The following is a 25,100-nucleotide window of genomic DNA, read 5'->3' as shown; positions in this document are numbered from 1 at the left end:
ACTTTTAAACAATAAACAAAATGGCATTACGACTAGGCGACACGGCCCCAAATTTTACAGCCGATACTACAGAAGGGCAAATTGATTTTTACGAATATCTGGGTGATGGTTGGGGAGTTTTATTTTCCCACCCTGCGGATTATACCCCAGTTTGTACCACAGAACTTGGTGCAGTAGCGAAGCTTAAAGATGAGTTTGCGAAGCGAAATACTAAGGTTCTTGCATTAAGTGTAGATGGTTTGGAAAATCATAAAGGATGGATTTCAGACATCAATGAGACGCAAAACACCACTGTTAATTTTCCAATTATCGGAGATCAGGACAGAAAAGTCTCTGAATTGTATGATATGATTCATCCTAATTCAAGTGAAAACTTTACTGTACGATCCGTTTTCATTATCGGAAATGACAAGAAAGTAAAGCTCATCATTTCTTATCCAGCAAGTACCGGCAGAAACTTTGACGAGCTTCTTAGAGTTATAGATTCTCTGCAGCTCACGGCTAACTATTCGGTGGCTACTCCAGCTAACTGGCAGCAAGGTGAAGATGTGGTAGTTTCTCCGGGAATCAAGACAGAAGACATTCCGTCTAAATTTCCTAAAGGACACAAAGTAATCAAACCTTATCTAAGAATGACACCGCAGCCTGATTTATAATCGGCTGTTTATTAGTTAAAAAAGGCTTCAATTGGAAGCCTTTTTTAATATCTATCTGAATCTATTAGAGCTCAAGATTCTATTAATAAGAATTTTGCTTTAGCAGCACCTTCTCTAACGGATTTGGCATGTTGGTAGGCTTCTGAATTATACCAAGCCTCAGCTTTTTCTTTATTGGGAAACTGCAACATTACGAGTCGCTCATGATTCCATTCTCCCTCAAGTACTTTTACTGGATTTCCTCTCAATACAAACTTTCCACCAAAAGCAGAAACTGTCGCCGGGGTGAGTTGCTTGTAAGCATTGTATTTTTCTGGATCAGTGATATCAACTTCTACTATTACAAAGGCAGGCATAAAATCAGATTTTTGGTTTCAATTTAAATTACGATAATTATCTACTAGTGGATCTAGCATAGCGAATATCTAATTTACTCAAATCCTACACCGGCAGCAAATCTGGTTTTGGCATAGGTAATCTTCCGTTTAGATAATAATTCATTCAAGGTAACACGGGAGCTAAATACAGAAACTTCTCTGCTATTGACTAAAAACAGGCTACTTTCACCTATCTCAAACCTTCTCAATTCCCCTTGAAGTAACATTTGTAATGCAGCTACATTTCTAGTGTATGTGGCTATTTGATTATTTATAACACTCCAACTATTAAGTTCATTTTCAAGTTTTGTACGAAGCTGAAGTTCTTTCAAGTCCCTGGAATTTTGCTTAAAGTCTATTTTGGCCTCCGCCAAACGCATTCCTCCCCTCGCCTTTCTCCACATCAATGGAGTATAGACGGTCAATCCCCACTTATAATTATTTTCAAAAAATCCTGCCTGATCAAATTGATTAAGGTTCTCGGTAAGAAAATTATACTTCAGTTTTACTACAGGTATAATCTGTTGAGCCTTAAGACGTCTTTCCACGTCCAAACTAGCTAATTCAAAATCAGCTAACATTAGTTCTGGATGATCTGCAATCAGAATCCGCAACTCCTCCTCATTCAGAATCAGTGGCTGATCCGAGAATAATTCCTCTGGCTTAACTTGAACGTCCAGTGCAATCGGATTACCTGTTTCATCCCAAAGAAAATTATTGAGATCCTGTGTCCTCATGAAAAGCTCATTCTCGGCCTTTTGTAGATTGTATTCCCTGTTCAAAAGTTGTGTAGCAGCCTCAACAGTATCGATAGCTGGAAAATCTCCTTGCTCGAAACTAATCTTGATGCCCCTAAACCTAACCTTTGCCAGTTCTACACCTTCAGCTTGCAATTCCCTATTTGCAAAAGCCAAGGACCAATTCCAATACGCACCAGTAGCCTGTAGATATAATTCATTTAGAAGCCTTTGGCGCTCAGATTCAGTGGACTGCTGATATATCTGAGCCTTTCTTAAGCCAGCCCTTCTATCATCCAATATCAATCCTTGACCAAGGTTGATCGAAGCTCCAGCAGAAAGCAATCCTCCGGTTGGAACAGAGTTTTCAGGATTTAGGTATTGACCAGAATTCTGCTCAAAAGCCCCGTTAATTTCTATACCAGCCCATGTTGGGATAGAAATTCCTGCTTCACGTTTATCGTAATAGGACTTTTCATCAAAGCTTTTCTCATCTAGATTTCCGTAAAGTAAAGGATCAAAACCACCCCTTGCGGTTCGAACTTCCATATCTCCCATGGTAAGCATAATATCTGCCTGTGCGGAAATAGGATGGTAGGATTTCACCCATTCCATATAGTCCTCAAACCTCAAAGTGTCAGAATCTTGAGCATAGGTGATTAATCCAAAGATTAAAAGTAAGAAAGTAAAAAACGATCTTTTCATTTCTGTCCTTTTGCTATTTGTTCTTTCTCTTTTCTGGTGTAGAAATCCGCAGGGAAGCCGTTCAATTGACGCCAGAGTTCATACCAAACCGGTACATCATTAAGTAATGCAATTCCATCTGCCCCAGAACCTACACGCAAGACTGATGGCCAAGGCTCTTCTTCTGGATCTTCGGCCACCAGAACTCTGAATTGATTGGACTTACCAGCAAACTGATCTACTGCTACGATCACACCTCCAAAAGTACCATTGGAAATTCTAGGCCATCCCGTAAATACAATCGCTGGCCATCCATCAAATATGAATCGTACTTTTTTCCCTACTTCCATCAATGGTAAATCCACCGGAGAGATAAACATCTCTACTGCGAGCTTACCATTTGAAGGCACAATATTCACAATTTGATCACCTTCTTTGACGGTCTCGCCAAGTCCTACTTGGATAGCTTCCGCGATAAAGCCATCCTGGGGTGCCAAAATATGCCTAAATCCAGTCCTTGCTTCATAATTGGAATATTGGTTTTCCAGCTTTGTAGCAGACCCTTCGGCATCGTATTGACTAGATTGAGCTGTGAACATATCAGACTCTGCCTTTGATAGCTTGTCTCTGAAGTCGTTATCAATTGCATCGAGCTCCAATAAAGCTGAGATGTAAGAATTTCTACTACTCAACAAACTGTTTTCTGCTCCAATAACGCTAGCCTGCACTTCCTGAAACTTCAACCTCCGGGTTTCAAGATCAGTCAGGGATCGTAACCCCTCTTCGTAAAGTTTTTCGGCTCTTCCCAATTGTTTCACGCCGATTTCATAGTTCACCTTAGCCTGTTCAAACCTAATACTATCAGACTCCACTTTCAGTTCAGCCATTTCTAGCTTATTTCTGGCTTGCTCCTTTCTTAGGATATTATTCCGCTTCAGCGCTTCAATCTGACTTTCCAAAGCTTTTACTTTTTCCTTGTAAGAAAGGGCTGATAAGTTTTTGGCTTGCACTTGAAGCTGGGTTCTAGGCAAGAGCAAGGAATCGAAATACTCATCTTTCACTTCTGTGATACTAACTATAGTATCACCTTTAGAGACAAAAGCACCTTCATTCACATACCATTTTTCGATTCTTCCGGCAATTACCGATTGTATAGTTTGTGCTCTATGCTCAGGCTGTAGCATCGTCACGTATCCTTTGGATCGAATGTACTGGGTCCAAGGAAGAAAAAGGATAAGAAATACAACGCAGCAGGATACAAAAAGAATTCTAACTCTTCTTTTCTTTTGCTTACTTGCCACAGTCATTTTGAGGCTTTCTGTATGCTCGAAATGACTTCTATCCAAGATTTTATTTTCAGAGATATTTAACATTTTTCTTAAGCGTTAGTGTTTAAAAAATTTTGATATCCCGATTGATTTCCCTGATAAATCATAGTACCATTATCCATAACAATTACCTGCTGGGCTGATTTGATCACATCTACATCTTGGGTGACCATAAGTAACGTCCAGTCCCCTTGAAATAAGTAAGACTGTACTCTATTCTTTACTTCTTCATCAAGATGCAGTAAGGCATTTTCCAAAATCATAGCTTTAGGCTGACCTACCAATGCCCTAGCTAGCATAATTGCCTGAGCCATTTTTCTGGATAACCCCCTTCCCTCCGGTAATAATATAGTGTTCAAATCATCGGGCAATTGATATATAAATTCCTTTAAGCCAACTAATTCAATAAGAAATTTCAACTGTTCGGGATCAATTTCTCTCCCTACCAAAATGTTTTCAGTGATCGAACCGTGAAATATCTGCTGCAATTCCATACAATCCCCCACTACTGTACGATACTTATCCAAATGAATCAAGTCAAGAGAAAGATCATTGATTTTAATGGTACCCTTATAGGTCTGATAAAGGCCAGAAAACAATGCTAGCATAGCACTTTTCCCACTACCGCTTTTTCCTGTAATAACTGCTTTGACTCCAGGTTCTATTGTAAGCGTAACACCATTCACAATAGGTTTACTCACATCTCTCGGCTGAAAAACCAAGTTTTCCATTGCAAGTTTAATCCCGTTTGACTGTTGTGTAATATCCTTCTCAGACTCTTTGTGGTCTTCCAGCTCGATATCCATGACCTGACCGAGTTTCTCCGTAGCAACTAACGTATCATATACTGTTTCTAGGGAAAGTATTAGTTTCTCCACCGCGTTAACGACCATTAGGATAATCACCTCTGCTGCTACGAATTGACCAATACTGATTTGGTCATTGATCAGCAACAAGCTACCAGCTATTAGTAAGCTAGTAACTATCAATACTTTGAAGCCTATCAAAACTTTATATTGAAGGATCAAAACAGAAAAATGATTCGATCTAAAATCTATGTATCGTTTGAGTAATTTATCTACTCGAAGAATAGGCAACTTAGAATTTCCGCCGACCAGTTTAAATGTATTTAGGGTTCTTCCTATTTCCTCCAGCCAGTAGGCAGTTTCATATTTATAAGTAGATTCTTTCAAGGCAGTTGCCATTCCTTTTGGACTGGTGAAATAGAAAATAGTAATTAATATCAATACCAAAACGATTCCAAATAGGATAAATGTAGCGTGATAAAAGGATAAGAGTATGAGTCCAAATATCACCTGAATCAGAGCAGTAGAATATTCCACCAAAATTTTTGAAACTCCTTTTTGAAGATTAACTGTATCGAAGAAACGATTTACAATCTCTGGTGCATACGCTCCATGCAGAAGCTCCGACTTAACTTTTGGTAATCTGTAAGCCAAAGAAAGTCCTGATTTCGCAAAAATTCTTTGTTGTAATTTCTCCGTGATCTGTAATTGCGAGATCTGCAAAAATCCTCCGAAGGCTATCCCTGCAGCAACTACCAAAACGAGAATTACCCATGAAGTAGTGATTCTCCCCCCAAGTACGAAGTTTAATATAGCCTGAATACCCAATGGTAGAGATAGCGCTACCAATCCATTCAATATTGCGTAAAAGTAAATTGAATATACTTCTTCCTTTTCCTCTTTCAGCAGATTGAAAAATCGCTTCATCGGAGTGGTTGTCTTTGTATTATTCATTGGAAATTGCCTTTAATATTAAATCTTCAAAAAAGACCAGACGGTTTTTAGAATCCAGGGATTGTTCCGTCATGCCCGGTAAATGCTTTGCGTTAAATGCATGGAGTAAACTTGCCTCCATGACTGTATATGCCAAGGTCTTTGGATAGGGATAGGTTGGGTTTATTTCATAAATCAATTCAGAAATCCGCTCACCGAAATTATAAACTTGAGCGAAAATCCCATTTTCATGCTCTACATCTACCGTCTTGGTCAAGTATCCTTTGAGTGATTCATTAACTACTATGCTTCTTAGGTTTTCTGGGTCTAAATGTGCATTTCTCATGAAAAACGGTCCATTGACTATAAGTTTCATGGCAATGGTAAGTCGGGCCTTGCTGCTTTCCAAATTTGCTGTAGCATACACATAATTGACTTCCATCCAAGCCCAATACCAGGCAGTAAGATACAGCAACAACATGTGTTTATTTTCGAAATATCTATAAACAGCTGCTTCAGTTACACCAATATGCAATGCCAATTTTTTAAAGGTAAAATTTTCCATACCTAAGTTGCGGATGAGAATAGCTCCCTCCTGCACTATGGAACTACCCAACTCAGAGCTGAATGGTTCCTTAAGGTATAGATTATCATGCACCTCCATTTTTATGTTATTCAACAAATTCTCCATAAAAAAAACTTTTTGACTATCCTGATAACGCCGTAGTAAGAAAAAAGTTAACAAATCTTTCAAAAAGTTAGTATTACTAACAAGACTTAGTGATTTCACTAATTTTTGGTAAGAATATACCTCTCAGAGGTGTATAAATAAGCCCAATAAATCAATAAAGGATGGATAATTACAAGCCGAAACCACCCGGTCCACGACGGCAAACAAAGTCCATTATCAACACAAGAATTGAGTTGAATGAAGTAAACATGAGCTGGAATGAATGCCAACAGCATTACAACGATACCCCAAGAAGCTAGCGATCTTGATTTTGGAAAAAATAGACCTATACCAAAACTAACTTCACATATGCCTGCTACAAAATTTAATGCGTAGTGAAAGGGAAGATATTCTGGAATCAATCTCAAGTAACCATCTGGATTAATAAAATGATTAAGACCAGCTAAAAGGTAAAAAATGGCCATTATATAAAGAGCACTTGATTTAATTTTATTCATACGGAAAGCAGTTGATATTTAAACACAAAATATCCACTCATTTTTGTAAGAATTCGAAACCTGGTATCTTCCTGATTCATGACAAGAAATACTACATTTTTCAGTTTTAATGTTCGCCCTTGGGTCTTTTGGCCACCTTTTATTCTATTAATAGTTGCTGTTATCAGTAGCATCATATTCCCGAAATCCTTTATTGCAGTATTCAAGAATATACAACAACTCATACTTAGCCACTTTAGTTTAGGATTCAGCTGGGTTTCCTTGCTCATGACTTTACTTACGGCAGTTGCAATATTTTCACCTCTTGGAAACTATAAAATCGGTGGTAAAAATTCGATTCCAAGACTGAAAAGAATCAGCTGGTTTGCAATAGTCCTATGCACAACCATAGCTGTTGGTATCTTGTTTTGGGGAAGTGCAGAACCACTCTCACATTATTTGTTTCCGCCGGAATTCAAGGGGTTTGAACCTAATTCAGAAGCTGCTAAATCATTTGCTTTAGGAGCTTTATACTTTCATTGGGGTTTTACCCCTTATGCAATTTACGCCGTTCCGGCCCTAGTTTTTGCATTGATGTATTATTCCGGCAAAAGCAATTTTAGTCTCAGCATCATGCTGAGGCCTATTCTTGGCTTTTATCCCAATAAATTCTGGGTAGCGGGTTTGGATATGTTTAGCCTATTCGCCCTCGTAACTGGTATGGCAGCAGCTCTAGGAGCTGGGATATTAAGTTTATCTGGTGGTTTTTTAGCTTTTTTTCCGCAGCTAGCCCCTACTTTTCTGACAGTCATAATTACTTTGGCAATCTTATTAACCTTCATAATTTCCGCTTCGACGGGCATTGAAAAAGGAATTAAAAACCTATCCCTGTTCAATCTTGGCTTCTTTTTCCTGATCGCTATTCTATTTGTGATATTTGGGGAAAAGGCCCAGATATTTAATTCTATAGGAACTGGTTTTATCGAATACTTTTCAAATTTCACTGATCTAAGTCTTCAATTGAGTGGAGCTGGAAATAGTTGGACTTACGATTGGTCCACTTTTAATTTTGCCATGTGGATGGCATGGGCTCCAATGACAGCACTTTTCCTAGGGAAAATAGCCATAGGTAGAACAGTCCGAGAATTTCTACTAGTCAATTGGTTTTTACCAGCTCTTTTTTGCCTGATTTGGATGGGGATATTTGGAGGAACTACGGTAGATTTCGCTTCTAATGACTCTGAGGTTTACAAAGGTTTATTTTTAAACTCAGGCCCTGAATCTATTATTTACCAGGTTTTTGAAGACATGGGGTATTTCAAAATGTTTGCCCAACTCTTTATCCTTGGCATATTTATCTCCTATGTCACAGCTGCAGATTCCAGTACAGATGCCTTAGCGAGCATTAGTATGAAAAAGCAAGATGGAGATCCATTTCGCTCAGACACTAATCTTAAAGTGATTTGGGGAGTCCTAATCGGCTTCTTATCTTGGGTTATGATTACTTTTTCAGGAATTGACGGGGTGAGGATCTTGTCAGTTATTGGAGGATTACCTGCACTATTTTTTCTACTGTTGGTATCAGTTTGCCTGATATTAATTCTGATTTCCCCTAAAAAATATTTAGGAAATCAGTAGCCTCGGTATTTCAGCTTACCTACATTATACAGATATAAAACTTTCGAGTATCGAAGCATCAAGGGTAGTAAAATTACATTTGAAATAGCTACAGTGGTGAGATACATCCAAACCTCCGGTCGCTCCATCAATACATTCAAAACCACCATAGTTGTGATTACCAGCGCCACTGAGAATGCATAGCTGACATACATTGCCCCATAGAAAAAATCCGGCTCTGCATGAAAATTTGCCCCACATACCGCACAAGACTTATTGACATGAGACAATTTGCGATAGCTATATAAAGGAACTGAGAATAAATCTCCTTCGTGACATTGTGGACATTTTGCCTTTGCAATAGCCTTAATAGTACTTTTATTACTCATATCTGGTTTTAATGAAAATAGAATGGTTGTCAAAAAGGGAATTCACGCTGGCCATTTATTCTATCGATAAATTTCATCGATATCGTAGTCTTTGCCTATTCCCCACTGTAATAACTCTTCTATCGTGTAAAATTCCAGAGTATCTAGATCCTTCACTTTGAAATTAGTACCTCTCAGACGGGAGATAATCTCCAATTGTCTGATTTCTCCCATGTTGATTAATTGGTATTTTCTACCTACACGCAGGTTATCAAGCGCTATTGGCATATAACTTAAGCTTTATCTTTAATCACAACTCCAACAGCCTCAAAGGTAATTTCACGCTTAGGTTCGGTAATAGCAGCTACTTCTTCTTTACTCATGCCTCCATCCTCAGCGTAGTGTCTTAAGGTCTCAACATCTGTCTCAGTCAATACTGCTACTCCTTCCAAAATGATAGGATAACCCTGAGATGTAGTCGGAACAAAGAAACCATAATCCTTAAAGGTTACCCGCATGCTTTCACCGTTTGGAAGATCCATAGTAAGCCAACAGCCTTTTTTGGTACATACCTCCTTTATCTCACCAGCAATCTTACCTTCAAAGTTTCCTTCCTTTTCTACAACTGAAATCATTTCTGCTGGAGAAACTACATCAGCAAGTTCTAGATCTGCTCCATAGTTTCCAGGAATTTCTTTAGCAGTGCTTTCTTCTGTAATTATTTCTTCTGAAATAGAATCAGCTTTTTGATTTTGACAGGAAGTATTTAATACAATTCCTAGGCTAAGTATAACTAAATATGATTTCTTCATGGTAATAATGATTTGTTCCCAAAAATACGCTTAAGAATTGGAGAGAAAAAGAATAAGATAAATGTTTGGCAAACTAATAGCAATTCGGAATTCCTGCCTATTTAGCCTATCTATTACAAATAAATCGATTGCGAAAAAGATTTGAAACAATTTTTTCAATAAAACTTCGATTTTTTTAACAATCCTGTAATTTTACACTCGAATTAACCTATTGACCCTGCACATGCCTCATCCAACAAAGTTTATCATTGATTTTGACAGCACATTTACACAAGTTGAAGCTTTGGACATACTAGGAGAAATCAGCCTATTAAATGATCCAAAAAGAGAAGAAAAATTAAAAGCCATAAAGGATATCACCGATAAAGGAATGGAAGGTAGTGTAACCTTTCGTGATAGTTTGATCCAACGGATTGATATCCTCAAAGCAACCAAATCCCAAATCTCGGATTTAATAACTGCCTTGAAGCAAAAAGTCTCCAAGTCCTTTGAGCGAAATAAGGAATTCCTTCAGGAAAATGCGGACAATATCTACATCGTTTCCAATGGTTTTAAGGATTTCATAATTCCCATTGTAGGAGATTATGGAATTCACCAAGACAATGTTTTTGCCAATGAATTTGTCTATGATGATGCGGATAATATTGTAGATTTCAACAGAGAAAATCCTCTTTCCCAGAATAATGGAAAGGCCGAAACCATCAAAAAAATCAATCTTGAAGGAGAAATCTACGTGATTGGTGATGGTTATACGGATTATGAGATCAAGAAATCAGGCCTTGCCAATAAGTTTTACGCATTTACAGAAAATGTAAACCGTCCTAAAGTAACCAAAGAGGCTGACCACATTGCACCTAGTTTGGATGAAATCTTATACGTCAATAATTTGAACACAAAATTCTCTTACCCAAAAAGCAGAATCAAGGTATTGCTCCTTGAAAATGTCCACCAAATCGGTGTCGATTTACTCAAAGAAGAAGGATACGAAGTAGAAGTTGTAAGCTCGGCAATGTCAGAGGAAGAACTTTGCGAGAAAATCAAAAATGTTTCCATAATTGGTATTCGATCCAAAACTAATATTACCCGTAAAGTTTTGGAAAACGCGAATCGATTGATCGCGGTTGGAGCTTTCTGCATAGGAACCAACCAAATTGATTTGGAAGCGTGCCAGGAGAAAGGTATTGCAGTTTTCAATGCGCCATTCAGTAACACCAGATCTGTAGTGGAAATGGCAATCGCTGAGATCATTTTCCTAATGAGAGGTTTTGCAGATAAAACTGCCGCACTGCACCAGGGCAAATGGGATAAATCAGCAACTGGAAGCTTCGAAATCAGAGGTAAAAAATTGGGAATTATCGGTTATGGTAATATTGGCGCCCAACTTTCAGTCCTAGCTGAGAACATGGGGATGAACGTATTCTATTATGATGTAATTGAGCGCTTGGCCCATGGGAAATGCAACTAAAATCGAAAGTCTGGATGAGCTTCTCAGCACCTGCGACGTGATTACCTTACATGTGGATGGTAGAAAAGAGAACGAAAACATCTTGGACAGATCGAAAATTGCCTTGATGAAGAAAGGAGCAATATTACTAAATCTAAGCCGTGGACATGTCGTGGAGATACCAGCTCTAAGAGATGCCATCCTTTCCGGTCATCTTGCAGGCTGTGCAGTGGATGTTTTTCCTGAAGAACCGAAAAATAACACCGAACCATTGACTTCAGAACTCATTGGTCTTCCAAACACGATTCTGACCCCGCATATCGGTGGTAGTACCTCCGAAGCTCAGGAGAACATTGCGCGATTTGTACCAGGGAAAATCATGGAATATATTAATACCGGTAATACGTACAACTCAGTAAACTTCCCGAATATTCAGCTTCCTTTCCTACAGAACGCACATAGACTAATCCATATCCATTTGAATGAGCCTGGCGTATTAGCTAAAATCAACCAGGTCTTGGCAAACTTCGAAATTAACATCGTTGGTCAATACTTGAAGACAAACGAGAAAATCGGTTATGTGATCACAGATATAGATAAGGCCTACTCCACCGAGGCGATTGATGCGTTGAAACAAATTTCAGGAACAATCCGCTTTAGAGTTCTTTACTAGGATTTACTATCTCTTCAAACCAAAAAAGTCCCGTATTATCGGGACTTTTTTGGTTCAAGCTGTTTTATATTCCTTATCCAGTAATCTCCTGTGATAATTGATTTGGCCTAGATGATAGCCGAAGTGCCCAAAGAGGTGAATCAGGAAAAAATTGTAAGACATTTTACCGCCAAGTACTTCCAACGGATAATCCTTATCTAACATGCTCTCATCCAGACCTTCCAGGCTGGCGGTCACTACATTTTGAAGTTTCTCCACCATAGCAACTAAATCAGCTTTTGGAACATTCTTCCCAGCAAATTCAAACTCTCGATCTCTGGTGTAGTCGAATCCGCCTATCTCTTTTCCCACAAAATGAGACATATTTCCTACCAAATGAAGGCAAAGGTTGCCAGCTGAATTGGTAATGTTGTGATCAACTTTCCATAGATTTTCTTCCTTGGAATAGGCGTTAATTTCAAGTTTCAATCGCTCAATATCCCGCTCAAAAAGTTGAATTAATTCTTCAAGTATCATAAGTTTTTATTGGCTATTATATTTAATGTAGGCCTTAGCCATCTTTTCGTCATATTTATTTGTAGCATACGCCGGGCCATTGTAGCATGCGGCGAATTTCGCCCAATTTTTCTCCTGCAAATAGGCCAAACAACCATTTTTCAAGATGTATCGCCCAAATACTTCTAGGTGATTTCGCTCGTGCTTGTACATTTCATCAACAAATTGCTGGACGGACGGATAACCAAGCGGAACCGCGTGAAATCCCATTACCTGATAACTTCCCCAAGATGCTGAAGCCAAAGCTGCTTCTTTGAATCTGGGATCAGGAGAAATAGAAGCTGCCTGCTCTAGGCGCTCATATTCCCTAGAACCACCTAAATAATGCTTTTTATTGTAGCTTTTATACAGCACATTTTCATTAGAACTGTTGACAAAATCTTCTGGATTAACTCCCCTTGCTTTCAACTGCCTCCAAAAAATATGTCCCTCAAACAAAATCTTTGGCCTTCCATCGATAAAAAAGCCTTTCCCTGAGCTTTCTACTTCATTTACAGCTTTGACAGCTGCTAGATCTACTTGATATCTTTTTGCAAAATCTATCAAATCTTGCTCACCAAGAAAAATACCACCAAACACATCTGCAGGTTTGGTCTTATCAAACAGCATCGTCCATGTTTTGATTCCCACCTCACCATCCACAACGAGGAGATTTTTGCTCTGGAAATCCTTGACAGCTACTTCTGTCTCAACTCCAAAATAACCGGAAGAAGGAGTATCGTAACCGATCTTTCTAAGGAGCTCCTGTAAAAATGATACAGAGGAACCCCTTGATTTGAGTTTTATGTATTGCATTGCTATGAGGTTTAAAAATAAAAAGTACTTCAATTTACTTGAAGTACTTCATAATAACAATCGCTATACAAATCGCTTATTCTGGATCTATCACATTTTTACGTCTTCCAAATTTCCCGGGCTTTGCCTGATTAGGTTCAGAAGTTGTTTTTGGCTCAACTGGCTTTTTTGCTTCTACTGGTTTAGGATTAGCATCCTTTGTCGCTTCAGAATTTGAATTTTCTCTTCTAGGAAAAGGCTTTCTATTTCCTCCAGATCCTGATTTTTTGTTTTTATTAAAACCGGACTTCTTTTTTGACCCAAAGTCAGACTTCCCTTTTGAAGCAGTTCCGGTGTAAGTAGGACCAGCTTCGAAACCCTCAGGAAGTGGCATTTGGGTGATTTTCATCCCAATCAGCTTTTCAATATTATCAAACTTATACTGATCCTTAGGATTTACGAAAGTAATCGCTTCACCTTCCATATCGGCTCTGGCTGTACGTCCTACTCTATGCACGTAGTCCTCAGGATCAGAAGGCGTATCGTAATTGATTACCAATTCGATTCCTACCACATCTATTCCTCGGGAAATGATGTCTGTACCTATCAAAATTTTGACAGACTTGTTTTTGAAAGCAGACATAATCTTCTCCCGCTCTACTTGCTCTAGGTCTGAATGGAAAGCTTCAATTTCAAATTGCTTTCTTAATACTTTATAGAGGGACTTTACCTTATCCTTAGTAGAGGCGAAAATTATTACAGCTTCGTATGCTTTTTGAGAAAGTATGTTTCTGACCAATTCTTCTTTCTGCGTATCATATACAGAATACATGGACTGGGTAACTCCCTTTGCCGTCTTTCCTATCGCAATAGATATCTCAGCAGGGTTGTTCAAAAACTTCATGCTAAACTGCCTGATCTTCGGAGGCATGGTAGCAGAGAATAAAATAGTCTGACGATTCTTTGGGAGGTAATTGACGATTTTCAGGATATCATCTGAAAATCCCATATCCATCATTCGATCCGCTTCGTCCAGAATCAAATGCTCTAGTGTTGATAAATCTATTTTACCGCCAGCAAGAAGAGCAATCAAGCGACCAGGTGTGGCAACGATGATTTCAGCTCCTGTTTCAAGAGCCTTCTTTTGCTGCTCCCAGACGATGCCGTCTCCTCCTCCGTAAATCGGAATAGAGCTAATACCTAAGAAGTAGGCAAATCCTTGAATTTGCTGATCTATCTGAATGGCAAGTTCACGAGTTGGTGCGAGAATAAGTGTATTCAATGTGCTCGTTCCATCCTTACTTATTTTATTAAGTATAGGTAGAATAAATGCAGCTGTCTTACCGGTCCCAGTCTGGGCACATGCGATAAGATCATTGTTTTCCATAATGACCGGAATGGCCTTTTCCTGGATTGGAGTTGGTTTTTCAAAACCCATTGCGTCAAGTCCTTCTTGGAGCGAGGTTTCGAAATTAAATGATGAGAAGTCCAAAATGTGGTGAGTGAAGTATTGTAAAAAGCGACGTTATCTTTTACGTCTGCTCAAATATAGCCCCTAATTGTACAGAAACACAAATAGTTGAGTTTTCTAAGGCACAAAGACTGCTCAGGATTGCCATGTAATGCGGTTGAGTTCATACTAGAAAGCCTAACAAGTGAATTTGTATATTCAATTGGGAAAGAACAATATGCCTAATTATCTTCAAGAATGAAAAAGACAATCCTTTCAGCGCTAATATTAATCACACTTTGCTCAAGTGGATTAATCTCAAATCAGCCGAATATTTTGATTATTGGGGATTCTATTTCGATTGGATACACACCTTTCGTACAGGAATATTTTAATGGGAAAGCTGTAGTGGCCCACAATCCTGGAAATGCGCAACATACGGGCACTGGGCTGGAAAAAATCGACGAATGGCTAGGTGATAAAGATTGGGATATAGTGCAATTCAACTGGGGACTTTGGGATCTAGCATACCGACATTCTGATGCAAAAGCATATGGAAATCGGGATAAAATTAATGGAAAAGTCACTTTTACAGTTGACGAGTATGCTGCAAACCTGGATTCCTTAGTTACTTTAATCAAGTCTAAAACAGATGCAAAGTTGATCTTTGTCACTACCTCATACGTGCCTGAAGAAGAAGCAGGAAGATTCTCTTCTGATCCAGAAAAGTACAATGCTGCTGCAATGGATGTTATGAAAAAGCATGATGTTGGTATAAATGATATCTATAAAAAGTCTGTCAAAATACACAAGAAATATGGCATAGGCTCAAATGACGTGCACTATTCCCCTGCAGGATATAAAAAGCTTGGAGAAGCAATTAGTCGCCTTCTCGAAAAAGAAATCAAAGCAATCCATTAATCACATCAACTATGTCGATAAAACCTGCTATCCAAATTCTGGATGAAAAAAAGCTCCTTGGGATGCGCGTTCAAATGAATTTTATAGGCAATAGAACCCAGGAACTTTGGCAGAAATTTATGCCTCGAAAAAACGAAATTGAAAATAAGGTATCAGAGGAGCTGTATTCAGTGGAAGTCTATCCATCCCTCTCCTACTTCGATCAATTCAATCCTGCTACAAATTTTGAAAAATGGGCTGCTGTTCCGGTTTCAACTATTGATAATTCACCTACTGGATTAGAAAGTTTAATTATCCCCGCTGGATTATATGCGGTATTTTCATTTAAAGGAAGAGACAGTGAAGCGCCTGCCATGTATCAATATATTCTAGGAAATTGGCTTCCAAATTCAAAATATCAACTTGACCATAAGCCTCATTTTGCTGTAATGGGAGAAAAGTATAAGAATAATGACCCGGATTCTGAAGAAGAGTTTTGGATACCAATAAAACCCAAAGTATAAGGAATGTTCTTTAATTAAAAAGTGCTCAAGATTTACATCTCAAGCACTTTTTAATTTTTCTTTGCTATAGGCAGTTTACCCGAAAAGCTTCTCCAAGATCTTATAGGTGATCAAGTAAGTAGGCCTTACTCCTTCCATTCCCAAAGCACCTGAAGCCAGCGTACTTCCAGTCTCCAGCGGATTATCTGAAGCGTAGTAGGCGTAAAGCACTTTTACATTTGATCGGATTGATCTTCTGATTTTTGAAGCCGATTGTATTGCTTTCTGGTAGTGAGCCCCTTCCATCTCCAGACCAACTGCTTTCCAGGAAGACTGCATAAAGTAGGTTAGAATATCTTTGTTTTGAAGAGATGTCCCTAACACCGAGATCATTGGACCTTCATATACACCTAATCCAAAACCTTCAAAATCGGCTTTCTTCAATTCATTTTTGAATGGGTAATTATCCGCTGTCCCTTCAAAAACGTGTGCATTTGGAATCATCAAATCACCTTTACCTCCGTATAGAATTCCCGCCTTACCCATGATAGAAGTAGAAACCACATCCAAAGGAATAGACTTACCATCCTTCTCGTAAGGCTTAAGTAGCTCGTCAAAACATTCATATGCTTGCTCTCCGAAGGCATAATCCATCACTACGAATACCGGTCTTTTATCCTTTTCTACAGGTAATTTCACACCAGGAATCAACTCATCTTTCTCCAACAACGCAGAATCTATAATCTGAGCGCCAATATTGGTTCCTGACTCATCTGGCAGGTTGATAAATCCATGTTTTGCGGCATATTTATCAATTGCGTCGCCCTTGTTATTTTTAGCTTTAACCGAAATATCCATTACCACTTTTTCAAGTGCTTCGTAGTTTTTCAGACCTAATAACTGAGGAGCGTAGATTGTATTCACTACCGAGTGAAGATTCGCAGAGATAATGTGGATTGGCCGCTTTAGTAAGTCATGCTCATCTAGCGCAATCTTAATTCTCCTTGCCCACATTTCCCCGTATACGTGGTGCCCGATGCGTTCTCTCAGCGTAGTGGAAAATGAAATCTCACGATCAAGATTCTTAGTTGCCTCCTCCTGTGCCAGTTTACCCATGTGATACACAATGGAAAAAAGACTATTGGAATTACTACTTTTCTCAAATTTATCAACCGCCTGAATGGTCTCTTCGTAGGTTCTTCCAATCAGGTGACTTAGATAAGCACTTGCAGCTTCCCTTTCAAACTCCTCTCCCGCGGCTTCTTTCTGTACAAATTCCTCCAGCATCAGCCAATTAGTAGAAATCTTCCCTTTTGGATCAGTGCTATTGTTGTAGATTTTGTTGGACTCTATGTACAAAAAAGTCAAGTGTGTCAGTATATCATAAATATCAGAACGACCTCGGGTCATTTCCACATACATGATATGCTCGTCCAGTCGATAGCAATTCCGCTTACGCTTGGCGGGTACGATAGCCTCCAGTTTGGACGTTTCGTAGCCCTCCCGACTGATCAGGCGCACAAATCTACATTCTTCTATCCCTCTCGGAAGTCGCTCCATCACATAGAGCAGGCCGTCTAATTCGATCTTTTCATTGTCCGTCACCAATCCATAGATCTCAGGACTCAATACTCGTAGGGCATCCACCAGACTTTCACCTGATACTCCCATCGGTTTGTAGCTGCCTCTAGTAAAAAGGTGCCTCATTGTAATGTACAATCGCTCGATCGCGGCTCTGGATTCGTGTGCTCGGGTTCTCTTCATGTGCTTATAAATTCTGTTAATTGGCCACATGGAATCTCGCTTTTAGGATAATTATCCATCAAAATATCGCTCACGATATGCTCGATTTCACAAGTGCAAATGGGTTTTGCAAGGCAAAAATAGTAAATACTATTTTAAGAGCTCAGTATAAATTTTATTCAGCTTGTCCACTTTTGGTTGAATCACAAACTGACAATACGGTTGAGTCCCATTACGATTGTAGTATTCCTGAAGATAATTTTCAGCTGGGTAAAAGTTAGTAAATGCAGTAATCACTGTCAGAATTGGACTATCAAATACCTTATTATCATTTAATTGACTCTTGATGTCCTTCGCCAATTGCTCCTGCTCAGGAAAATGGTAGAAAATACAAGATCTATACTGAGGGCCTACGTCACCACCTTGTCTATTCAAGGTCGTAGGATCATGTGTGGCCCAAAAAACCTCTAAAAGCTCTTTCAGGCTAATTAGTCCAGGATCAAAATAAACTTGAATTACTTCTGCATGCCCAGTAGTCCCGCTGCAAATAGAGGCGTAAGATGGATTTTCAATTATTCCTCCAGAATAACCTGAAACTACCTTGTGAACTCCTCTCAACCTCTGAAATACTGCTTCAGTACACCAAAAACAGCCCGCTCCAAGGGTGACTAAATCCAAGCCTTCGGGAATATCAATTTCTGTGGTAGGCAGCTTCAATGTATTTTTCATTCTTCGGAAGACGCAAAAGGAGAAGCTTCCCAAAATTATTTAATGCGCGATATTTTAAGCTCAGCTTCCGTTATCAAATCAGCCTCTGAATATTTCTCTGCATCGCAGACATTAAGAAGTCCTTCTCTATGCAATGCCATGGCTTCCTTATTGATTTCAGGTAAAAATTGATCCCAATCCTCGGGATACATTTGTTTTACAACTTCAGAAGAGCTGAAAATATCATCCTTTTTTCTCCTGAGCATATCCAATATGGCTGTTCTGAGAACTTCCATTGTAAAGATTTAATTACATACCATCACGAACGCAGGCGGGATATTTTTAAGGGTGAAGCTAGTATTCACGCTGCTGAAATGTTTTTTGAACAAATTCTTCAAAAGATAAGAATAACAAATCTGAATAAACTGCCCACTTTGGCTTAGACTTATTTTTGCCTGAGAAAGAATCTGGTCTTTTAACTCTGGACTAAAAAAACTAAACGGTAGGCTTGAAAGCACATAATCCGCTTTCCTCCCTTCTATGTACCTACCAATATTCTCAGCAGAGTCATTAATTATTCTCACATTTTTCTGTGGAAATTCCTTCTCCATAGATTCGCAGAACGACTTGCTTATTTCGAATACCAAGAGTTCGGCATCAGGAGCTAATTTGCTTACTATTCCCTTAGTAATACTTCCATCACCGCCACCTAGTTCAATTATCAATTTGGCCCCCTTAAAATCAACATGAGTAAGCATTTTTTTTACTAATGTCTTTGAACTGAATGTTACAGCTCCAGTAGTACCAAGATTAGAGTACAACTCCAACAACAAACCCGATTTACCCATATAATATTTGATTCTCCCCTTGAAGATACCTGATTTTGCCCTATCTTTTCAGTCTTCACCCAAAAATTTAACGCACAAATATGGCCCAAAAGGCTGAAATTCGATCAACCCTTCCTGCAAAAATTCAAACTACTCTTAGCAATTTCTGGAGTATGTCCCTGATTTTCTCCGCTTTAATGCTTTTGTTGAGAGTAGCAGAATTAACATTAGTTTTTCAAACTCATGCGATCCGTGTGAGTTTTCGTGAGGTAATAGGCTACAGTTTGTTTGAGGATATTACTTGGATTCTCTATTTCTTAGGCTTGCTATTAATATTTCATGTAATTAATAGTTTGATCTCTGTTAAGTTTGCCAAGTGGTTTACCAGTTCATGGTTAGTTACGGCTCTACTCGTTCAAGCAGCCTTACTTTTCTACTTCAACAAGACGTTCGTTCCACTGGGAAAAGATCTTTTTGCCTATAATATAAATGATCTGGTCTTGACAGTTAGGTCCTCTGGAGTACTCAATGCTTGGACAATTGGGGGCTTATTAATAGCATTCCTTATCATACTTTACATTTTTTCCTCAGCTAGTAAATATATCCAATTTAGTACCAAGGTATCTGCAGGCTTTACTATAGGCACCTATTGGTTTCTGATTTTGTTCTTTTTCATTCCTATATCAGATTCCCAAAACTTAGATGAAATCAAAGCTAATATTCAAATGAATAAATCTAAATACCTCTCGGAGCAGGCATTTGATTACTTCATGTATACCAATGAATATTACTTTGACTTTTACCTCAGATCGATTAATGATGCGCTTTTTGTAAAGAAAGAATATACTGATCCTGTTTACCCTTTTTTACACCAAGCTGATTATCCTGATGTCTTGAGTCCTTATTTTGATAGCCTTACTTCAGCTCCTGATATCGTTTTTGTACTTATAGAAAGTTTAGGAAAGGCATATTCTGGTAAAGATGCCTACCTAGGTAGCTTTACACCCTTTCTCGATTCGCTTGAATCCCATAGTTTAGTCTGGACTAACGCTGTATCTTCTACTGGTAGAACATTTGGCGTACTTCCAGGAGTATTTGCAGGGCTCCCTTTTGGAGAAAGAGGTTTTCAGGAATTATTTGAGGATTTCCCTAATCATGAGAGTTTGATTAGTGTCCTCAATGATAATGGTTATGAATCCACTTTCGTCATTGGTAGTGACGTAAATTTTGATCACCAAAAAGAATTCCTTGAGTTCTCTGATGTTTCGCAAATAATTGATATTGACGATTTTGACTCAAAATACAATCAGATGCCACCTGCAAATGGTTTCACATGGGGTTATGGTGACAAGGAAATTTTTACTAATGGTCTCAACTTCTTCCCAAGAGAAACTGAGAATCCTCAGCTGGGGATATTTCAAACTATCACCTCACATGACCCCTATTTAGTGCCTGAGAGGGAATTCTATTCAAAAAAATTTGAAGATCATCTAGAAAACTATCTTAATCTTACAGAAGCTAAAAAGGCAGAATACAGAGATTATCAAAACATCTACATGACTGTACTTTATGCAGATGATGCCATAAAAGACTTTATCACCGCTTACAGCAAGAAACCTGAGTTTTCAAATACCATCTTTGTCTTCACAGGAGATCACCGGTTACCAGAAATTCCCATGGCGTCCAGATTAGATCGCTTTCATGTTCCATTAATTATTTATTCCCCACTTATCAATAGACCAACTTATTTTAAGGGAATGATTAGCCATTTTGAAATAACGCCTTCCTTATTGGCTTTTTTAAATGCGCAGGTGGAGCTAAAACTTCCAGAAGAGGAAATCTGGTTAGGTCAGGTTTTAGACACTTCTAAGGTTTTTCAATCAAGGATTGCAATGCCGCTGATGCGAAATAAAAACCAGCTTATGGAGTTTTTGGATGGAGAATACTTCCTTTCTGATGATCAGCTATTTGTAATCACTGATGGATTAAATATAGATCCAATAAATGACCAAAACATCAAGAATAAACTAACGGGGGAATTCGAGGATTTTAAGAACAAAAACAACTATACTACTCAAACACGAAAGTTATTACCGACTGAAAAATAGCTAGTTAACACCTTTTTTATTGTAAGTTTTAGTCAGGGCTTGAGACAGAAGCGGATAATAATAATTCCAATAAAAGCTTTCACGATCATTGAAATTCGTAACAATGTGTAGGCCTCGCCATAAACTGGGAACTCCTTGAAAGCGAGGCGAACCCATGGAGTTTTTCATATCTGAAAAATCACCTGAAAAATAGTAGTACTGCCCTTTCCCTACCTCTTTAACAACTGCAGCAGGGAAAAACCTTGGCAACCCCATTTCCCGAAGTTTTTCTTTCCCGATTTCAGAGGGATCTATATCGTAATAAGAAATTACCTGGTAATCACGTTCTATCAAAACTACGTCAAACCAATCAGGATAAGGCACCACTTCCGGAAGCTTGAATCCATGTTTATTAAGACGCTGGGTACGTATTTTAGGAATTTCCCCAAAATAATCCACCTCATTTGAAAAAATCTCAACTCTGCCATTTTCATGTACAAACACAATTCCAGGGCCTGCAGGCACCCAGGAATTTTCATGTTGGGCTAAGTATTGATTAATAAACCAGTTCGGGATATTTTCATTGATTGTTGTATCCATTTGATCAAAATATCGCCCGATCCATCCCGTCCATTTTAAGCCCATCAAATTCTCAAACTCTGTTCTAATACCTACGGGAGTTGGTGATGCCATGGTATTGAATTCCGCTATGATCGTTTTACTTTGGGCAGCTACCTCTCGGAGCAAATTGATATCCCCCCGATTTAACCCACCATAAATCTTCTTTGAGAACTCTTCAGCGTTTTCCTTATTGAAATCATTTTCAAATACTCCATAAGTATCCGAATAAAATAAAACATCAAGATCATTAGCCTTTTTTACTATCTGTTTCTCAGTTAGTTGCTCCAGATCTTTGAAAGTTCCAAATGAAGATGTGGTATCTGGGTAAAAACCAAGATAGTCTTTGTCCTTTTGATAAAATTCCCCTGCCGAATTTTGATACTTCATGTGTTCTAAAGTCCAAAAAATTGACTGATGCTCCTGGTAGCTATCTAATGGAACGGTCTTATCAACTATTAAAATCTCTAGCTGTTTTGATGGGTAAAACAACCAAAATAAATAACTGATTAATGGAATAAATACCAATATGAAAACAAAAGGAATAATCCTTCTTATCATCACTAGAGACTCCTCTGTAAATATTTTTTTCATTAAAATCTATATTCAATTCCTAATGAAAGATTCAGGTTGTTTCTAAACCGATCTGGTCCCAATTCATCACGGCTATATCCCGTAAAGCCATAAATCATAAAGCGGTCTGTAATCAATTGCTGGTAGCCTATTCTTGCTCTGTAGGAGTTCAAAAGCTGAGTAGGGTCTCTCGTTTCTTCATCAGGCGATACACCTGAGCTTAGCTGAAGGGAGAAAAAGTCCTCACCGGTTTTAAAATAATACCTTGCTTGAAAATTGGCAGAGGTGCCTAAACTATTTCCAGTGCCTGGGATCAGGTTGGAACGAAGGTTAAACCACCAATTCCCCACATATTTTCCCAGTGAAGCTGTATAGATATAGGTTGGATCCGCAAATTTCAAGTAGCGAAATCCCCCGTCAATTTCCCAAGCTTTTGGTAGATTGAAATAAACAGAAGCTCCTAATCGGAAATCTGGGAAGAAACTTGCTGAAGACCCTCCTACATTGAGGTAGGCATAAGCCTTTTTCCCCAAGGATGGATAAGCATCCAATTCAAATAAAGTCCCGTTATCGTCAAATCTGGAAGACTGCGTCACTCTTCCTATTAGTGTTCCGGTTAATTTCGTTTGCGTTCTTGCATAAAATGAAAACGTATTCCACGGCGAAATTTCACCCTCAAATGTGTCGTAATCATAAGTGACCCCTACTGCATTATTTCTTCTCAAACGCTGTAAGGTCTGAAGGTAATCAAGCAGACTTTCATTTTTATATTTCTTCTGAAAGAGATCTTCTGCTATTTTGTAGGCTTCATTATAATCTTCTTTATAGTATAGTAATCTAGATTCCTTATACCTCAATCCGTCAGGAAGTGGAGAACCCAAATTTTCTCTTGCTTTTCCTAATACGATGTCTGCTTTATCATATTGTTCAGCCCAAGACAAATTATCTAAGTAAGCAGAATATCCATCCTCATAACCTGGAGAGGCGCTAATTGCCCGTTCCAGATAGATAGACGCTGAATCATTTTTACCTTCCCAAGCATAGCTTCTACCTACCAAAATCAGGATATCAGCATACTCAGGATATTTGTCAAGTGCTCTAAAAGCAATCTTTCTACCTTCTAAATATTTTCCGTCCAAAATCAATGTTCTGGCCTCCAATAGTAACTCATCGGGATCAAATGAATCCTGTGCCTTGGTAATGACAGCAAAAGCCATGAAAGAAAATAGTAGAATAAGCGCCTTTTTCATGCGGTAATGTTGTTATTAAGAATCACAGTCTGGCCCTTTTGGAAGCTGCTATTGCATCTCACATAAATGATATTTCTTTTCCAAAGGCTTGATTGCATATTTAAGAATTAAGGGTGGTCGGCTCGATGTTCTTTTTGTCGTCTGATTTTTTGAAGCCTGTTCGGATCATTTGACCCCAGCCACCTTTTCCTTTGATGAAATCCCAATGACCACCTAATCCCCAGTAGACAATCTTTGGATGGATAAACATAGGCTCTAGAAATATCGTCAAAAGCAGTTTATTAAGATCCTTTTTGTCCTTGTAATTATTGTATGAAACCTGCTCATATAATATACTGAAAGATGAAACGAGAATAGACAACAGGTACAAAACGATAAAAAGTGCTATAAAATAGAAGGCTGAAAAATCTCCAATTATAATCAATACAAGCGTATACAGCACACCAAGTAATTCTAGCACTGGTGCCATTTTTTCATAGATATTCCAATATGGGTAGGAGATCATTCCCATAATTCCATAGTTAGGATTTAGTCGTGTTACCCGATGTAATTGCAAGGTTTCAATTGTTCCTCGTATCCAACGATTCCTTTGTCTGGATAGGATTTCTTCTTTCTCAGGAACCTCCGTCCAACAAAGGGGATCTGGTACAAAACCTACCTTGTATGGAATTTTACGTTCCTCCATGTAGCGTCGCATTCGCACTACCAACTCCATATCTTCGCCAACTGTCTTAGGAAAATACCCTCCAACTTCTACGACTAATTCTCTATTGAAAAACCCGAAAGCTCCAGAAATAAGCATCAAGCCATTCACTCGAGTCCACGCCATCCTGCCCATCAAAAATGCTCTACAATATTCTATGACTTGGAATCTCCCCAGAAGTGTAGTCGGAACTCTATAGTTGGTCACGGTACCATCCTGCACATCACAATTATTAGCAATACCAATAGCGCCACCCACAGCAATGACTTTTCTGTTAGTTTCTTCCATAAATGGCCGAACCATACGCGTCAGAGATTCATGTGATAGAATGCAATCCACATCTATACATGCCAAAATCTCCTTGGATGACACATTAATTCCTGCGTTCAAAGCATCAGCTTTCCCACCATTTTCCTTGTCGATGACTACAAGTCTATTAAATGAGCGGTTTTTAGATTTGTAAATTCCCCGAACATTCGCAGTGTCAATTTCTTCGAAATAGGCAAAATCAGTGATTTCCAATTCAAAAGCCCCAATTAACTTACTCAGTGTATCATCTTTTGAACCATCGTTGATAATGATCACTTCAAATTTCCCATAATGCAGCGAAAGCAAACTTTTGACGTTTTGAACTATATTCTCGCCTTCATTGTAAGCAGGCGCCAAAATAGATACTCCGGGTGCAATAGGTGATGTAATAATATCTTGATAATCTGCAAATCTATTCTTCCTTCTATGATCTCTCATTTCTAGGGCACTAAGAATCATGATTAGTAGATAAAGAACTATTACAGAGAAACTTAGGAG

Annotated in this window: 24 protein-coding genes and 1 pseudogene; 6 read left to right on the top strand and 19 right to left on the bottom strand. The window is 38.6% G+C overall.

Going from position 1 to position 25,100, the window contains the following annotated elements; all coding sequences use genetic code 11:
* Nucleotides 1–20: 20 nt before the first annotated feature.
* A complete protein-coding gene (locus AC0L6R_RS01390) occupies nucleotides 21–656 on the top strand; it encodes a peroxiredoxin (RefSeq protein WP_473269583.1) in 636 nt (211 codons plus the stop codon).
* A 71-nt stretch (nucleotides 657–727) separates the two neighbouring features.
* On the opposite strand, the gene AC0L6R_RS01385 is transcribed toward AC0L6R_RS01390, so the two are convergent.
* The 6 genes from AC0L6R_RS01385 to AC0L6R_RS01360 form a co-directional block, all read right to left on the bottom strand.
* Entirely contained in the window at nucleotides 728–1,012 is a 285-nt protein-coding gene (locus AC0L6R_RS01385) for a DUF1330 domain-containing protein (RefSeq protein WP_473269582.1), read from the bottom strand.
* 74 nt (nucleotides 1,013–1,086) lie between these two features.
* Entirely contained in the window at nucleotides 1,087–2,475 is a 1,389-nt protein-coding gene (locus tag AC0L6R_RS01380) for a TolC family protein (RefSeq protein WP_473269580.1), read from the bottom strand.
* Nucleotides 2,472–3,827, bottom strand: a complete 1,356-nt coding sequence (locus AC0L6R_RS01375; RefSeq protein ID WP_473269577.1) for an HlyD family secretion protein — start codon at nucleotides 3,825–3,827, stop codon at nucleotides 2,472–2,474. Before AC0L6R_RS01375 ends, AC0L6R_RS01380 begins: the two co-directional genes overlap by 4 nt.
* Before the next feature lie 5 nt (nucleotides 3,828–3,832).
* Complete coding sequence (locus AC0L6R_RS01370) at nucleotides 3,833–5,542, bottom strand: peptidase domain-containing ABC transporter (protein ID WP_473269576.1); 1,710 nt, start codon at nucleotides 5,540–5,542, stop codon at nucleotides 3,833–3,835.
* Nucleotides 5,535–6,212, bottom strand: coding sequence for a TetR/AcrR family transcriptional regulator (locus tag AC0L6R_RS01365; protein WP_473269574.1), 678 nt, complete (start codon nucleotides 6,210–6,212; stop codon nucleotides 5,535–5,537). Before AC0L6R_RS01365 ends, AC0L6R_RS01370 begins: the two co-directional genes overlap by 8 nt.
* A gap of 98 nt (nucleotides 6,213–6,310) precedes the next feature.
* Nucleotides 6,311–6,709 (bottom strand): DoxX family protein, encoded by a 399-nt coding sequence (locus AC0L6R_RS01360; protein ID WP_473269573.1) that lies wholly within the window; start codon nucleotides 6,707–6,709, stop codon nucleotides 6,311–6,313.
* A gap of 78 nt (nucleotides 6,710–6,787) precedes the next feature.
* Between AC0L6R_RS01360 and AC0L6R_RS01355 the strand changes: the two genes are divergently transcribed.
* Nucleotides 6,788–8,326: a BCCT family transporter gene (locus tag AC0L6R_RS01355; protein WP_473269571.1), complete on the top strand. Its 1,539-nt coding sequence runs from the start codon at nucleotides 6,788–6,790 to the stop codon at nucleotides 8,324–8,326.
* On the opposite strand, the gene AC0L6R_RS01350 is transcribed toward AC0L6R_RS01355, so the two are convergent.
* The 3 genes from AC0L6R_RS01350 to AC0L6R_RS01340 are packed head-to-tail and all read right to left on the bottom strand — an operon-like array spanning nucleotide 8,320 to nucleotide 9,485.
* Complete coding sequence (locus AC0L6R_RS01350; protein WP_473269570.1) at nucleotides 8,320–8,694, bottom strand: DUF983 domain-containing protein; 375 nt, start codon at nucleotides 8,692–8,694, stop codon at nucleotides 8,320–8,322. The two genes, AC0L6R_RS01355 and AC0L6R_RS01350, sit on opposite strands and share 7 nt — an antisense overlap.
* Before the next feature lie 60 nt (nucleotides 8,695–8,754).
* Nucleotides 8,755–8,961 (bottom strand): hypothetical protein, encoded by a 207-nt coding sequence (locus tag AC0L6R_RS01345; protein WP_111610136.1) that lies wholly within the window; start codon nucleotides 8,959–8,961, stop codon nucleotides 8,755–8,757.
* Nucleotides 8,962–8,966: 5 nt separating this feature from the next.
* Nucleotides 8,967–9,485 carry a DUF4920 domain-containing protein gene (locus tag AC0L6R_RS01340; RefSeq protein WP_283413306.1) on the bottom strand — a complete coding sequence of 173 codons (519 nt, stop codon included), beginning with the start codon at nucleotides 9,483–9,485 and terminating at the stop codon, nucleotides 8,967–8,969.
* A 223-nt stretch (nucleotides 9,486–9,708) separates the two neighbouring features.
* Here AC0L6R_RS01340 and serA point away from each other — a divergent pair.
* A pseudogene (serA, locus tag AC0L6R_RS01335) lies at nucleotides 9,709–11,602 on the top strand (phosphoglycerate dehydrogenase).
* Between the two features lie 54 nt (nucleotides 11,603–11,656).
* Here the strand turns inward: serA and AC0L6R_RS01330 are convergent.
* The 3 genes from AC0L6R_RS01330 to AC0L6R_RS01320 form a co-directional block, all read right to left on the bottom strand.
* A complete protein-coding gene (locus tag AC0L6R_RS01330) occupies nucleotides 11,657–12,118 on the bottom strand; it encodes a DinB family protein (RefSeq protein WP_473269569.1) in 462 nt (153 codons plus the stop codon).
* Nucleotides 12,119–12,124: 6 nt separating this feature from the next.
* Nucleotides 12,125–12,952, bottom strand: coding sequence for an N-acetylmuramidase domain-containing protein (locus AC0L6R_RS01325; protein ID WP_473269568.1), 828 nt, complete (start codon nucleotides 12,950–12,952; stop codon nucleotides 12,125–12,127).
* A gap of 76 nt (nucleotides 12,953–13,028) precedes the next feature.
* Entirely contained in the window at nucleotides 13,029–14,423 is a 1,395-nt protein-coding gene (locus AC0L6R_RS01320) for a DEAD/DEAH box helicase (protein ID WP_473269566.1), read from the bottom strand.
* Between the two features lie 216 nt (nucleotides 14,424–14,639).
* On the opposite strand from AC0L6R_RS01320, the gene AC0L6R_RS01315 reads away from it, so the two are divergent.
* A complete protein-coding gene (locus tag AC0L6R_RS01315; protein ID WP_473269564.1) occupies nucleotides 14,640–15,302 on the top strand; it encodes an SGNH/GDSL hydrolase family protein in 663 nt (220 codons plus the stop codon).
* An 11-nt stretch (nucleotides 15,303–15,313) separates the two neighbouring features.
* On the top strand, nucleotides 15,314–15,805 hold the full coding sequence (locus tag AC0L6R_RS01310; RefSeq protein WP_473269563.1) for a GyrI-like domain-containing protein: 492 nt from the start codon (nucleotides 15,314–15,316) through the stop codon (nucleotides 15,803–15,805).
* A 75-nt stretch (nucleotides 15,806–15,880) separates the two neighbouring features.
* On the opposite strand, the gene AC0L6R_RS01305 is transcribed toward AC0L6R_RS01310, so the two are convergent.
* From AC0L6R_RS01305 to AC0L6R_RS01290, 4 genes are all read right to left on the bottom strand, one after another.
* Complete coding sequence (locus AC0L6R_RS01305) at nucleotides 15,881–17,548, bottom strand: DUF6909 family protein (protein WP_283413299.1); 1,668 nt, start codon at nucleotides 17,546–17,548, stop codon at nucleotides 15,881–15,883.
* Nucleotides 17,549–17,677: 129 nt separating this feature from the next.
* Entirely contained in the window at nucleotides 17,678–18,256 is a 579-nt protein-coding gene (msrA, locus tag AC0L6R_RS01300; protein ID WP_473269561.1) for a peptide-methionine (S)-S-oxide reductase MsrA, read from the bottom strand.
* Nucleotides 18,257–18,291: 35 nt separating this feature from the next.
* Nucleotides 18,292–18,531 carry a DUF3253 domain-containing protein gene (locus tag AC0L6R_RS01295; protein ID WP_283413297.1) on the bottom strand — a complete coding sequence of 80 codons (240 nt, stop codon included), beginning with the start codon at nucleotides 18,529–18,531 and terminating at the stop codon, nucleotides 18,292–18,294.
* Between the two features lie 9 nt (nucleotides 18,532–18,540).
* Nucleotides 18,541–19,083 carry a class I SAM-dependent methyltransferase gene (locus tag AC0L6R_RS01290; RefSeq protein ID WP_283413296.1) on the bottom strand — a complete coding sequence of 181 codons (543 nt, stop codon included), beginning with the start codon at nucleotides 19,081–19,083 and terminating at the stop codon, nucleotides 18,541–18,543.
* 80 nt (nucleotides 19,084–19,163) lie between these two features.
* Here AC0L6R_RS01290 and AC0L6R_RS01285 point away from each other — a divergent pair, with 80 nt between their 5' ends.
* Nucleotides 19,164–21,170 (top strand): LTA synthase family protein, encoded by a 2,007-nt coding sequence (locus AC0L6R_RS01285; protein ID WP_473269559.1) that lies wholly within the window; start codon nucleotides 19,164–19,166, stop codon nucleotides 21,168–21,170.
* On the opposite strand, the gene AC0L6R_RS01280 is transcribed toward AC0L6R_RS01285, so the two are convergent.
* From AC0L6R_RS01280 to AC0L6R_RS01270, 3 genes are all read right to left on the bottom strand, one after another.
* The gene (locus AC0L6R_RS01280) at nucleotides 21,171–22,157 is read right to left on the bottom strand and encodes a hypothetical protein (RefSeq protein WP_473269557.1); all 987 of its coding nucleotides are present in this window, start codon (nucleotides 22,155–22,157) and stop codon (nucleotides 21,171–21,173) included. It abuts the gene before it with no gap.
* A 203-nt stretch (nucleotides 22,158–22,360) separates the two neighbouring features.
* Nucleotides 22,361–23,590: a YaiO family outer membrane beta-barrel protein gene (locus AC0L6R_RS01275; RefSeq protein ID WP_473269556.1), complete on the bottom strand. Its 1,230-nt coding sequence runs from the start codon at nucleotides 23,588–23,590 to the stop codon at nucleotides 22,361–22,363.
* 100 nt (nucleotides 23,591–23,690) lie between these two features.
* Nucleotides 23,691–25,061, bottom strand: a complete 1,371-nt coding sequence (locus AC0L6R_RS01270; protein ID WP_473269555.1) for a glycosyltransferase family 2 protein — start codon at nucleotides 25,059–25,061, stop codon at nucleotides 23,691–23,693.
* Nucleotides 25,062–25,100: the final 39 nt, after the last annotated feature.

The organism is Algoriphagus sp. 10J20-15 (genome assembly GCF_055809615.1).
This window is presented reverse-complemented; position numbering and strand designations above follow the sequence as displayed.